Here is a 13,571-nt window from a genome sequence, read left to right as displayed (position 1 = left end):
TTGATCTTTTTCTTCTGGATTCATGCTTGAACACTACCATCTTTCTTCCCTCATGGGAATATTCCTGACATTCCTACCTGGGCAGTTACAATCAGTCACTAAAAGCAATGAAACCGCGATATTCAAGGGACACGATAAAAAGTGTGTTAACAAATGCTATGGTAGTCAAATAACAAGAAATGCAAGCTTGAGACAAAAGTATTGTTAAGTACAACCGATATTGGCACTCTAATTAGCTCTTAAAAAAGAAAACTTACCATTGATACCGTTTGGTTCCATCTTGAGTTGTGCAACGTAAAACTCTTTTTGAATTACATCACCTACTGGTGTAAAAGTAATTTCACCGAGAGGAGTTTGATATTTTCCTCTTAGTAACTCTTTATTCAATTCTGTACGCAACTGTGGCAGTGTCAATTTGTTAATGTTGCTTTTTTTATCTAAAGATTGAAGAGTTTCTACATATACCTGTAAGGCAGCAAAAGCTTGAGCACTTACTTGGGGTGGTTCTCTATGATATTGTTCAAGGTAGGCTTTGCGAAATGCTGTGTTAATTTCACTGGCATACACAGGGCTATAAGCTTGAGCCACAATCACGCCATCACAAAGCGCTCTGCACACAGAAAATATATGGGATGTGTTAAAACCATTGCCACCAACAATTATTCCTTTATAACCAAGTTCTCGTAATTGTTTAACTAAATTACCTCCATCTACAGCTAACCCGGATATAATCGCTAAATCTGGTTTTAAATTCATAGCACTGCTGGCTTGAGCTTGAAAGTCGGTATCTGTAGTTTGAAACTTTTGGACTGTGACTAAATCTAATCCTAAATTTCTAACTGTTTTCTGGAAAATTTCTGTTTCCGACTTATTGAAAGCGTCATTTTGAGCGTAGAATACAGCTACTCTTTTAAGATTAGGATTTTGCTTTAGTGCAGCTTTCACCGAATAAGGAGCGACGACAGCAACAGATGAAGAAACACGAGTTACATAATCACCAATTTCGGGAATGCCTTTAGCAGTGTTTGATGCTCCAACAACTGGGACTTGATTGCGTTCTGCTACGGGATCAGCGCTAAAAGCTTGTTGTGATAAAGTAGGGCCAACAATGCCAACAACTTTATCTTTACTAATTAAAGTTTGAAAAGCGTTAATGGCTCCAACTTCATCGCCACCAGTATCTTGATAGACTAATTTAATTGGTCTACCATTGATACCTCCTTTGTCATTAAAATACTTCTGGGCAATTTTTACTCCATCAGTTCCCTCTTGACCAAGTAATGCTACATTGCTCGTTTGTGCAAAGGCGATACCGATAGGAATAGCATTAGTTACACCTATTATCGCTGTTGGATTATTTGCGGAATTTGCATCATTACTACCACTTTTACCACAAGCTACCAGCAGCATAGAGCATGTAAATAGTAAGGCAGTTTGATGTGTAAGCGCTTTTTTCATAAATACATGACCATGATGTTTATTAAGATGATACTGGGTAGAAAATATCTGAGTAATATATTACTCATTGTTCAGTAGGCAAAAAACCAAACTCAGATTTAATATTCCAGCGCTTACCGTCGTGAAGCAGTAGCGTTAGTTTGTCGGCAGTAAACTCAAAATGCAACTGACGCTTTTCAAACTCTGGCCAAGCAGCTTTAAAGTTTTGCTTTGTTAAATCCCGAAACGCAACCGTCATGTGGGGCGCAAAAGGGCGGGTTTTAGAAACCTTGTCAACAATTCCCAAGTTGCTTTCTGTATAAACCATTAAATCAGCTTGCAAAGTCAAAAGTTCTTGACTTCTGACTACATTGATGTATATGACACGAGGTACAAAAGCATCAAACCCCCTGAGTGTAATTGCTACTGGCTGTTGTTCACTAGCAAACTCCTTCAAGGATGCTTCTAGCAGTGGCAAGTTAGCATCTGCCCATTCAAAGGGCGGTTGCAGGGTAATATGAGGCGGAGACTTTAGCGCCCCGCTACTAGCATAGTGATCAGCAAAGTACTGCTTAATCTGGTTGGCATAGTCTTGAATGTCTTGCGGTGGTAAAAGAGCGACAAAAAAACGGCTCATCTAATTTTATTCCTTAGTAATTGGTAGTCAGTGGGAAAACTTAGAGAAGGTGGAGCGAGTTGACGCTTGATCCGCCATGTTGTCTTAACGAAAGAGAAAACTAAATGAGCGATCAAATTATTCTGTCCGATGAGGATGTTGTTTCTATAGCTCAGGATGCTAACTTTGCTGAGGCTTCAACATTGACAGGTGAAGAATTAATGGAGACTGTGGCGAATTTGGTATTTCAGAAGACCAGGTTAGAAGAGGATGAGGCTAAAGGCTGGGCTGCAAATGGCGTGAACTGTAAAGTTTTACTAACTCAGGGTGGCGGCTGGCAGAAAGGTAAAATCCGAATTCGCTTTGAATTTGTTCCTGACAAGCCGACACCAACAAAACCACTGATTCCCATTAACTCGACATCTCCCCTGGATGATCTGAGATCGCACTTAGAGGTTTAATAGTCACAGATGCGTCGCTAGCAGTAGGCGATATATCCATGAGAAAGCCGTCCTTGCCAGAGCAGGTAGGATGGCTTTATTCGTCTTGACCTTTAAATCTTCAGTAAATTACTATAGTTCGTGTATATTGCTACTCAAATGCTACTCAAAAATAGTAATAACTTAAGCAGGATGTCTGTTGCAACTGGAGTTAAGAAGTAAATGCCGTGGTTTGTGAAAATTGAAGAAGGCAAAGTCGATAAACCTACCTTTGACCAATATGTACCTGCTCACAAAGCCTACATTCAGGACTTGATTGCTAAAGGACACAAAGCGCGAACAGGCTACTGGGCAGAGCAAAGAGGCGGGATGTTGCTGTTTGAGGCAGCCTCAAAGGAGGAAGCAGAAGCAATTGTAGCTGATGACCCATTGGTGCAACATGGCTGCGTCAACTATCAGCTTTACGAATGGCGAATTGTTATGGAATAACACACACTTACTGACTTTTAATGTTATGCTTTTAGAAGACCTGGATCTATGCGATTGCAACACCCAAATCTTGTCAGAACCGGAAGGTAGCAGCAACACGGGAGGCTTGTGATAGGCGTAGTCTCCGGGTCGCCCTATTTTTAGGAGCGTTCAGCAACAATGGCTGGTTTTGGAGATATTGTTCAAAAAGCTTTTTACCTCGGTGTTGGATTAGCTTCTTACGCAGGTGAGAAAGCAGGGGGGAAATTAGCCCAAGTGCGATCGCAAGTCCAAAAACTGGCAGATGAAATGGTGGCAAAGGGCGAAATGAACACAGAAGAAGCCCGCCGCTTCGTTGAAGATATGATGAAGCAAGCCCAACAGGCCCAAGCATCTGGCGAAACCTCACCGGAAACACCCCCTTCTGAACCTCGCCGCATTGAAATTTTAGAGGAAGATGAAGAACCAACGGTGAAAGAGGGAGCAAGTGATCAGAATGTGGATAAATTACGCCAAGAAGTGCTAGACCTGCAAAATGAGTTAAAACGATTGCAACGCGATTAATAAAAAATATTCTTTGATCGAAATATTAGTAATAAGTGGTACTTCAGATAGAAACTTGAGTAAGATACATTGCTTAATGTGTACTCTAGTGCTTACAGCCAGATAATACAAACCGTCCTGTTTATAGCCTGTAAGGATGTCAAGTTTATGGAACAGTGGCAAAAAGATTTAGCAGAAATCGTCGAAACAGTGGCTGATGAAGTAGAGCGTTTCTTCCTAGGAATGAGTGAAATGGTAGACGCTTTTTTTGAGTTAACGGAAGAAATCACCGAGCAAGTCCCTAACATTGTCACTGAAGTCGATCAGTATTTACAGGATTTGGCTGAACCAATGTTGGAAGCTTACTGGGAACTGGAAGAGATTGTAACAGATGTAGATCCGGGCTTTCCTTATTCAGTTGAACCCACAGCCGAAAAAAATCCTGCCTGCATCGGTTGTACTCACTACCACGGTCAGGTTTATGGTGGTAATTTATTAGTTTGTGCCATGCATCCCCACGGTTGTGAAGATGAGAATTGTCCAGACTGGGAGAAGGAAGAGTATTGAACTGAGTAAGGATTTACGATTTATTAGTCTCTCCATTTTCTCGTTTACCCAAACTAGCAAATAATCATATTTAATAACTTATGAGTAATTCCTTACCTGAAACTGTATCCCAGGCAAGCCTAGAAATGAAGTATGGCGAACGCGACATTGCCGAAGGTAAACTAATTACCTTTCCGAATCCGCGTGTGGGTAGGCGATATGACATTAATATTACTTTGCCGGAATTTACTTGTAAATGTCCGTTTTCCGGCTATCCTGACTTTGCAACAATTTACGTTACCTATGTGCCTGATGAGCGGGTAGTGGAATTGAAGGCACTCAAACTTTATATTAACAGTTACCGCGATCGCTACATTTCTCACGAAGAATCTGCCAATCAAATTTTGGATGATTTTGTAGCTGCTTGTAATCCGTTGGAAGTCACGGTGAAAGCAGATTTTACGCCTCGCGGTAATGTACATACTGTGGTTGAAGTGCGTCACCAAAAGTAATATCATCACTGATTAGCGTTATTCAGCAATTTTATTGACAGCAGATTGCACTTGAAGCACAACTTTTTTAGACAAAGGAATATATCCGAGTTCCAAACTGGATTTTTGCCCCTCAATCACAACCCAATCAACAAACTTTTTCAGCACTTGAGCTTTGACTCGGTTTGGATATTGATGATAAGTTAAAAGCCAGCTGTAAGTGACGACGGGATAAGACTGGGCATCTGTAGGATCGGTGATAAAAGCAATCAAATTATTGGCGGGTAATTTCACTTTTTCTAAAGTTTGAGCTACAGATTTTGGTGTCGGCGTAATATAATTACCAGATTTATTTTCTAAAGCAGCCACAGGAAGTTTATTTTGTTTGGCGTAAACGTACTCTACATAGCCAATAGCTCCTGGTATCTGTTGAATCAGGGCGGTAACACCTTCGTTACCCTTTCCACCAATTCCCACTTGCCATGCTACAGCTTTACCAGCCCCAAGTTTCCTTTTCCATTCTGGACTTATAGCACTTAGGTGTTGCGTTAACACGCTCGTAGCCCCACTCCCATCAGTTCGGTGTACGACTTGAATCGGTAAATCAGGCAAACTTACTCCTGGATTAGCTGCGGCTATTCTAGGATGATTCCAATTCGTAATTTTTCCAAGAAAGATATCTACGTAAACTTGGCGTGGTAGCCTTAGAGTAGTTGGCACATTGACTTGAGGCGACTGTTGTGCAAATTGTCTGAGGTTATAAGCCAGTACAATAGAACCGGCAGTTATTGGCAAAGCAATTACTCCCCGTTTTATCTTGGCTGCTTGTTCACTTGTAATTCCCACATCACTAGCTGCAAAGTCCACAGTACCTTCAATGAGTTGTTGCACTCCAGCACTGCTCCCTATAGCTTGATAGTTAATTTCCACATTGGGATTTTTCTGGTTGTAATCTGAAAGCCAGCGCTCGTACAAAGGCGCGGGAAAACTTGCCCCAGCACCAACGATAGAAATATGCTTGATGTTTCTATGATCCCCAGTACAAGAAGCAATACTTAACGAAACAGCGATTAGGGGTAGAAGGTAAACGCGTCCCTTGGATTGAACTTGAGCAGACATAGAAATCTTTTGTTCCAATGTTTAATAAACACCTTTAATAATTTTTCAATTTGTAGCTATGTAGGGGTAATTAATTGTAAATAACTTTGAAACGCATAGGCGCTTCGCCTTCCCGCAGGGTAGGGGCGCAAAGGTTCACGCAAAGGTATACAAAGTTATCACTTATGCTCTGCGTTTGTCTACGATTTACTTTGCACCGCTTTACTTTTAAACTTTAATTGGCGTCTCTTTCTCCTCACCTTTTGGCTGTGAACTCAGCCGATCTAAAATCTCCAAAACCTCTTGTTCAAAAGCAACTTGGGCGCGATTAGTTTTACCACCCACATACAAGCGATCGCCTTTTTGCAATGCCCATATTTGCGAGTGGGAAAAGTAACTCATCACCACACCCAGCATTAGCAAGCCAAACCCTGAGTAAACAATTGGTATGCCTGGGTCGGCTTTAATTTGTAAGCCAGTGCTACCAATCACATCCAGAATTTTCAGCTTCACGCCATTGACTTGAGTGGACATCCCAGCGCGGACAGTATCAACGAGTTTGCCAGTGGGATCATAAATCAATACCATCCCTTGCAAGTCTTTGGCTAACAGGGAGACACCCTCACTCAAATCAGGTTTAGTCGGAACCCACGTTCCCCAAATGCGCCCGTTACCGTTCGTGTTCAATTGCGCCATCGGTAGCTGAAAAATCGGACTGTTGTTAAATTGGACGCGAACAGCTGCAATTCCCCAATCAGTTTGGTAGAAAGTGACGCCATGATAGCGCAGAGGCTCGTTGACAAAAATCTTCTTGTGCTCAACTTCCTTTCCCTGATTATTCAAGACAGACATATCCGAATAAAATTGATCAATGCCGCCAGATGGAGTGTAGTCAATCCAAAAACGATTGACTCGCACAGACCAATCTTTCGGGACTTGGGCTGCTAAAGGGCCAGCATCTACAATATTTCTCACCTGAAATGTATCACCACTGGCAACCATTTCCTGAGCAAGAAACCCAGTCATCGCCCCCCAAATTCCGCCTAGCAGAATAGCTACGATGCCAATATGAACGATAATTGGGCCGATGCGTCCGACTATTCCCTTGCGGGCATAGAGAAGATTTTCTTTTTCTTGATCTGGAAAGATTTTATAGCGGCGCTTCTGTAATATTTCGCACAAAGAATTTAGAGAACCAGTATCTAGTTCTGCACTCAAAGCTAACTTTTGAAATTGCCGTGGTTCTTCGTAATATTTCCAGCGCTGGGCAGCTTTTAAGGCTGGTAACTGACGAGTAAAAGAACAAGCAGTTAAGCTAGTGCCAAATAAGATGAGTAATGCTAGAAACCACCAGGTACGATATACGTGGTCTAACCCAACTACCTGAATTACCTTCCAAGTTAAGAAACCAAATAAAGCTGGATGTTCTGGGTAGTTAGCCTGGTAGAATGCGGGTGAGCGACCTTGCTCAATTACAGTTCCGGTGGAACTAAAGATTGCAATCAATAGTAGTAGTGCGATCGCTAGTCGTAAGTTGGTCAGTACAGGCAAAAGCTCCTGCCGTAAGAATTGCCCAGGTACTGCCCACCATTTTAATTCTTTGTCCGCTGAATCTTCTCTAGTCATTATGTGTAAAACTTTACAAATGTATTGATAATATAAATCTGAATCATGCACTATCAAGGATTGAAATTAAAAACTGCCAATGGGAATCCGAGAAATTAAGGAAAATACACCGAATCCTACCAACAGCGCCCCGCTGACTGGGTTAATCCAACCAGACCAGCGACGCAATTCCAGTAACTTTTTAATTGAAGCTGTAAAAGTACCCGCCAAAATCAATGGTGCTACATAACCGCCTGTGTAAGAAAGTAGCAAAACAGCGCCTAAAATTAAGTCTTGTGTATTGGCAATCCAACCTAGTAAGCTAGCTAAAACAGGTGTGCTACAAGGGGATGCGACTAAGCCGAAAGTCAGCCCCAGCAAATAGGAACGCAATCCTGCTGGTAAATCTGGCGAAATCCAATTCGTTTCACCCAAGGATGGAAATTGCAGAGGTAGTGCTTCCAGTAAGTTCAGCCCCATGAGAATGGCGATAATGCTGACGATAATCGGCAAACCAATTCCCACTTGACCGTAGACTTTTCCCACCAAAGCTGCTAGAACGCCTAATCCTGCCAATGTAGTTGCTAATCCGAAAGCAAACCAAGTTGATTGAGCAGCTGCTTGCAAACGGCTTTTGGCCTCATAACCACCGATGTAACCAATGGTAATTGGCAGCATAGAAAGCATACAGGGTGTGATACTGGTGAGCAAGCCAGCTGCAAAGATGATACCAATACTCGCCACACTCAGGTGTGTCAGTTGGTTAGAAACGAGGCTGTTGGCAAATTGTTCTAGTTGGTAAATTTGGGTTTGCAGGTTATCAAGCATGGGAAGTTTATGAGCGGGAAATGCTTACTATGCTTGAATTTTAGCTCATTTCTTGTTTGTAAGTCAGCAGAAATAATTATTCCAACCTGATATCATCTAAATTTCATCTGCCCAAGGAAATGTATTTAAAATACAATTAAGCTCGGATTATCCCTGAAGAAGTACGCCTGGAGTATTTGGCATGATGATTGCATTACCTGGATTTCAAATTGTCGCTTTGTTAAAAGCAGGGGTAAAAGCAGTCATATACCGTGGAATTAAGGTTAAAGATCAGTGTCCGGTAATTATCAAAGGGCTACGTCCAGAACAGTGTATACCCGATAATATTGAGCAACTTAAACATGAGTATGCGATCGCTCAAAGGTTAAACATTGCAGCAGCAGTCAAAGCCTACGCCTTAGAGATGCACCAGGGAATCCCTTATCTAATTATGGAGGATTTTGGGGGGCGATCGCTTGACCTATTGCTAGACCAATTTCAACAGCCTGTTCCATTTTTGAAGATTGCTATTGAAATCACCAGCAGACTTGCACAAATTCACAGCCATCACATTGTTCACAAAGATATTAAGCCACAAAATATTTTAGTTAACCTCGAAACTAATCAGGTCAAAATTGCCGATTTTAGAATTGCTGCTTTCATTCCCTATGAGCAGAAAAGGGTTAGCAGTTCCAGTCGCATTGAAGGCAGTCTACCATATCTGTCACCTGAGCAAACCGGGCGGATGAATCGAGGGATTGACCATCGCAGCGATTTGTATTCACTGGGAGTCACCTTCTATGAAATGCTCACAGGTGAGCTACCGTTTCAAGGCAAAGACCCCTTAGAGTGGGTGCATTGTCATATCGCCAAATCTCCGCCATCCCCGAAAAAGCTAAACTCTGATATTCCCGAAATGCTTTGTGACATCATCATAAAATTGCTGTCCAAGGTTGCAGAACAGAGATATCAGAGCGCTTTAGGTCTGCAATTTGATCTGGAACGGTGCTTAGAGCAATTGCAGACAACTACAGAAATCCAATCCTTTGTTTTGGGTGAGCAAGATATCTCAGAGCGCTTTCAAATTCCCCAGAAATTGTATGGACGAGAACAAGAAATTGCCAAGCTTCTCCAAGCATTTGAGCGAGTTGTTAGCCAAGGAAAACCAGAGATTGTGTTTGTCTCTGGCTATGCTGGGGTTGGGAAATCTTCTCTGGTGAAAGAGATTCACAAGCCCATTGTCAAAGAACACGGGGTTTTTATCTATGGTAAGTTTGATGAGTACAAACGAGATATTCCTTATTCCACTATTGTTCAAGCTTTTCAAACACTTGTTCGGCAAATTTTAACTGAGCCTGAAGATAAACTTGCTCCCTGGAAAAAGCGAATACAAGCAGCATTAGGGAACAATGGTAGACTAATTGCTGATCTAATTCCAGAACTTAAACTAATCATCGGAGAACAGTCTCATATACCAGAATTGGGGCCTGCTGAATCTCAAAATCGATTCAACTTGGTGTTTCATAACTTTATCAGCGTCTTTGCTCAAAAAGAGCATCCACTCACTGTTTTCTTAGATGATATGCAGTGGGCAGACAGCGCTACTTTAAATTTAATTCAAACTATTATTACTGGCTCTACTATTCAGTATCTCTGCTTCATTCTGGCCTATCGAGATAACGAAATAGATGTTGTGCATCCCTTCAATTTGATGATGGAGAAAATTCACCAGTATGGAGCAAAAATAACTGAAATTATACTGACCCCCTTGAATCTTATTTGTGTAAATCAGTTGATTACTGATACATTGCACAGTTCAGCAGAACGAGTAGAACCTCTTGCTCAATTAATTATCCAAAAAACTGACGGTAATCCTTTTTTTGTAAATGAATTTCTAAAAACACTGCATCAAGAAAATCTGCTGAATTTTGATCGCCAACATGGTGTTTGGCAATGGAATCTAGCTCAGATTGAAGCCCAAGGCATTACAGATAATATTGTCAGTTTGATGATTGGGCGGATGCAAAAACTGCCACCCCCAACTCAACAGGTGCTGAAGTTAGCCTCCTGTATTGGTAATCGCTTTGATTTAGAAGTTTTAGCGATCATTGGTGAACAATCTATTCAAGAAACGGCAAACGCACTTGTTGAAGCAATTTTAAGAGGATTAATTATCCCCATTGAGTCAGATGAAAGTACCCAGAAAAACTATCGTTTCTACCATGATCGAGTTAAACAAGCTGCTTACGCCTTAATTGCCGATGAATCAAAGTCAGCAGTTCATCTGACAATTGGGCGACTTTTGCTCAAAAATGCTAGTCCTGAACAAGTGACAGAGCAAATTTTTGATTTAGTCAATCAACTCAATCTCGCTGTGAATCTGATTAGTGAACAGACAGAAAAAGATGAATTGGTACGATTGAATTTAATCGCTGGTAAGAAGGCAAAAGCCTCCACAGCCTACACTCTTGCTAAAAGATTTTTTAGCGTTGCCATGAATCTTTTAGCTGAGAATGCCTGGATTCAACAATATGAGCAAACATTTACTCTATTTAAAGAACAGGCTGAGTGTGAATTTTTAACAGGGAATTTAGAGCCAGCGGAAGAATTATTTGAGCTACTATTCCTCAAAGCAGAATCTCATGTGGAAAAAGCCAACATATATATGCTGCAAATTCGACTCTACCAAGTTGTAGGTAGGTATGAAGAGGCGCTGACACTGGGATTAGAAGCGTTAAAACTTTTTGGGGTGACATTCCCTGATCCAAATGAGCAAGTGCAAGCTGCGATCGCGAAGCGCAGCAGCGAAGCGCTGATCGCAGTTGAAAAAAGCCAGATGGCAGGAAAAGCCACACATATGAGTGGTATTGTGCTTGATATCACCGATCGCAAACAATCTGAAGCCAAACGTATTCAACTGATTCAAGAGCAAACCGCCCGTCTGGAAGCAGAAGCCGATCAGCAACGAGCAGCGTTTATGGCTCAAGTCAGTGCAACACTCGCCTCTTCCCTCGATTACGAAAGCACGCTAACAAGCGTGGCAAACCTGGTTGTGCCTTACTTTGCCGATTGGTGCAGTGTTGATCTCCTGCAAGACAATCAAGCAATTAATCAAGTAGCAGTTGCCTACCGAGATCCAGAGAAAGTGAAAGCCTGGGAACTCTATCAGCGTTATCCCAGAGATTTGGATGCGTCTGAAGGTGTAGCTAAGGTGCTGTGTACAGGACTTGTAAAAATGGTAACTGAAATTTCAGATGCAGCCCTAGCAACAGCTATCCAAGATCCAGAACATCTGCGAATTCTGCGTGAACTTGGTTTAAAGTCATGTATAATCTTGCCCTTGATGGCACGTGAAAGAATTTTTGGTGTAATTTCCTTTGTGACTGCTGAATCAGAACGTCGTTACAGCATAGCTGACTTGTCACTGGCAGAAGATGTTGCCCATCGATCTGCGATCGCCATCGATAATGCCCGCCTTTACCAAGAAGCGCAGCAAGCACAAACAACAGCAGAGCGAGCATTAGAGCGAATTGCCCGTCTCCAGTCGATCACAGCTGCCCTTTCAGAATCGCTGACACCAGCTCAAGTGTCTGAAGTCATTGTCGAGCAGAGCATGGCTGCCTTGGGAGCTAGTTCAGCCCTCGTCGCTTTGCTGAATGAAAACAAAACTGAACTGGAAATTGTGCGTGCGGTTGGCTATAACCAAGATTTGCTGGACACTTGGCGGCATTTTGCCATAGATTCACCCTCTCCTTTAGCAGAAGCCGTGCGGACTGGGCAACCGATTTGGGGACAAGCGAGACAAAATCAGATAGCTCGTTACCCTCATCTAGCTGAAATTTACGCCCAATATGACATTGATCCCTGGATTTGTATTCCATTGATGGTAGAAGGTTGGGCAGTTGGAGGTATAACTTTGCGATTTGCCCAGCCTCAACTACTTAGTGGAGAAGATCAAGCGTTTATCTTGGCTGTTGCTCAACAATGCGCCCAAGCGATCGCTCGCGCCCATCTTTACGAAGCCGAACGAACGGCACGAAACGCTGCTGAATCAGCAAACCGCATTAAAGATGAATTTCTAGCTGTGCTGTCCCATGAACTGAGAACACCGCTTAACCCAATTCTGGGTTGGACAAAACTGATGCGAACCCGCAAACTTGACCAATTAACAAGCGATCGCGCCCTCGAAACCATTGAGCGCAATGCCAAGTTACAAACCCAATTGATTGAAGATTTGCTCGATGTCTCCCGCATCCTTCAGGGTAAACTTAATCTCAACTTCTACCCGATTAATTTGGTATCAGTCATTGAAGCTGCGATCGAGACAGTGCGTTTATCAGCACAGGCCAAGTCCATCGAGATTCAGACAATTTTTGAATCTGGTGTCGGGCAAGTTTTAGGCGATGCCAATCGATTGCAACAAGTCATTTGGAATATCCTTTCTAATGCCATTAAGTTTACTCCCACTGGGGGACAGGTAAAAATTAAATTAGAGCAGGTTGGCTTAGAGGTACAAATCTGCATAACTGACACAGGGAAGGGGATTGTACCTGAGTTCTTAGCTTATGTCTTTGATTATTTCCGTCAAGCAGATAGTGCCACAACTCGAAAATTTGGCGGTTTAGGTTTAGGATTAGCGATCGTCCGGCATCTTGTAGAACTTCACGGGGGAACTGTTCAAGCAGAAAGCCTGGGCGAAGGACAAGGAGCAACTTTCACCGTCATACTTCCATGCTTACAGGATGAAAGCGAAGGAATCAAGGATACAATAGATAACTCCTCACTTCTGGCAGATCAATCCTCACCCTTGTCTGGCTTACAGATTCTCGTGGTGGATGATGATGCAGATATGCGAGAATTTTTGTCCTTCATGCTAGAGCAGTGTGGTGCAACTGTGACCACTGTAACCTCAGCCATTGCAGCTTTAACTGCACTGAGTCAATCCCAACCAAATCTGATCATCAGCGATATTGGGATGCCAGAAATGGATGGTTACATGCTGATGCGACAGGTGAGGAGTCTAAAACCAGAGCAAGGCGGGACAATTCCAGCGATCGCCTTAACTGCCTATGCTGGTGAGATGGATCAGCAGCAAGCGATCGCTGTCGGATTTCAACAGCATATTTCCAAGCCTGTAGATCCACAGAAATTGGTAAAGGCGATCGTGTTATTAGGGACTGACAAAAAATAAATTATCCCAAATTATTTGTACATTTGTAGGGGATCTTGGCCTTGCGCCCCTACGATGGGATGTTTTTTTAACTGGAAGTCCCTTAAATTTCAATACGGTTCAGTTAAGGTTCATTCGTGAGAGGTTAGAAAAACGCGAATTTTGTCAATCAGTAATCATTATCAGAAAGATTTTTAGTTTTCCCTGCTAAGTTATTTGAGCGTGTATTTAAAGATTTACTACCTCAGTTACAACGTAACCGTTCATGGGGTTCGCAAAGGTTACCGGAGAAAATACACATTGATGGTAGAGTCAGAGGCATGGATGTCTTGTGCCTCATTTACGGGATT

Annotated in this window: 11 protein-coding genes and 1 other RNA gene; 7 read left to right on the top strand and 5 right to left on the bottom strand. The window is 42.4% G+C overall.

Annotation, left to right across the window (positions count from 1 at the left end; genetic code table 11):
* Positions 1–228 precede the first annotated feature (228 nt).
* Positions 229–1,458 carry an ABC transporter substrate-binding protein gene (locus V7K21_RS00085; RefSeq protein WP_335170815.1) on the bottom strand — a complete coding sequence of 410 codons (1,230 nt, stop codon included), beginning with the start codon at positions 1,456–1,458 and terminating at the stop codon, positions 229–231.
* Between the two features lie 64 nt (positions 1,459–1,522).
* A complete protein-coding gene (locus tag V7K21_RS00080; RefSeq protein ID WP_335170814.1) occupies positions 1,523–2,074 on the bottom strand; it encodes a 2'-5' RNA ligase family protein in 552 nt (183 codons plus the stop codon).
* Positions 2,075–2,178: 104 nt separating this feature from the next.
* On the opposite strand from V7K21_RS00080, the gene V7K21_RS00075 reads away from it, so the two are divergent.
* From V7K21_RS00075 to queF, 6 genes are all read left to right on the top strand, one after another.
* Positions 2,179–2,514: a KGK domain-containing protein gene (locus V7K21_RS00075; RefSeq protein WP_335170813.1), complete on the top strand. Its 336-nt coding sequence runs from the start codon at positions 2,179–2,181 to the stop codon at positions 2,512–2,514.
* A gap of 201 nt (positions 2,515–2,715) precedes the next feature.
* A complete protein-coding gene (locus V7K21_RS00070; RefSeq protein WP_298908409.1) occupies positions 2,716–2,982 on the top strand; it encodes a YciI family protein in 267 nt (88 codons plus the stop codon).
* A 37-nt stretch (positions 2,983–3,019) separates the two neighbouring features.
* Positions 3,020–3,116: signal recognition particle sRNA small type (gene ffs / locus V7K21_RS00065), an RNA gene on the top strand.
* 25 nt (positions 3,117–3,141) lie between these two features.
* Positions 3,142–3,525, top strand: coding sequence for a phasin family protein (locus tag V7K21_RS00060; RefSeq protein WP_335170812.1), 384 nt, complete (start codon positions 3,142–3,144; stop codon positions 3,523–3,525).
* Between the two features lie 147 nt (positions 3,526–3,672).
* Positions 3,673–4,071 carry a hypothetical protein gene (locus V7K21_RS00055; protein ID WP_335170811.1) on the top strand — a complete coding sequence of 133 codons (399 nt, stop codon included), beginning with the start codon at positions 3,673–3,675 and terminating at the stop codon, positions 4,069–4,071.
* 80 nt (positions 4,072–4,151) lie between these two features.
* A complete protein-coding gene (gene queF / locus V7K21_RS00050) occupies positions 4,152–4,562 on the top strand; it encodes a preQ(1) synthase (RefSeq protein WP_335170810.1) in 411 nt (136 codons plus the stop codon).
* 18 nt (positions 4,563–4,580) lie between these two features.
* On the opposite strand, the gene pstS is transcribed toward queF, so the two are convergent.
* From pstS to V7K21_RS00035, 3 genes are all read right to left on the bottom strand, one after another.
* Positions 4,581–5,660 (bottom strand): phosphate ABC transporter substrate-binding protein PstS, encoded by a 1,080-nt coding sequence (gene pstS / locus V7K21_RS00045; RefSeq protein WP_335170808.1) that lies wholly within the window; start codon positions 5,658–5,660, stop codon positions 4,581–4,583.
* A gap of 207 nt (positions 5,661–5,867) precedes the next feature.
* Entirely contained in the window at positions 5,868–7,265 is a 1,398-nt protein-coding gene (locus V7K21_RS00040) for a cytochrome c biogenesis protein (protein ID WP_335170807.1), read from the bottom strand.
* A 66-nt stretch (positions 7,266–7,331) separates the two neighbouring features.
* Positions 7,332–8,072 carry a cytochrome c biogenesis protein CcdA gene (locus V7K21_RS00035; protein WP_335170806.1) on the bottom strand — a complete coding sequence of 247 codons (741 nt, stop codon included), beginning with the start codon at positions 8,070–8,072 and terminating at the stop codon, positions 7,332–7,334.
* 181 nt (positions 8,073–8,253) lie between these two features.
* On the opposite strand from V7K21_RS00035, the gene V7K21_RS00030 reads away from it, so the two are divergent.
* Positions 8,254–13,242, top strand: a complete 4,989-nt coding sequence (locus V7K21_RS00030) for an AAA family ATPase (protein ID WP_335170805.1) — start codon at positions 8,254–8,256, stop codon at positions 13,240–13,242.
* The last annotated feature ends 329 nt before the right edge of the window (positions 13,243–13,571 follow it).

Origin of the sequence: Nostoc sp., assembly GCF_036919595.1 — a bacterium.
Lineage (GTDB): Bacteria > Cyanobacteriota > Cyanobacteriia > Cyanobacteriales > Nostocaceae > Nostoc.
This window is presented reverse-complemented; position numbering and strand designations above follow the sequence as displayed.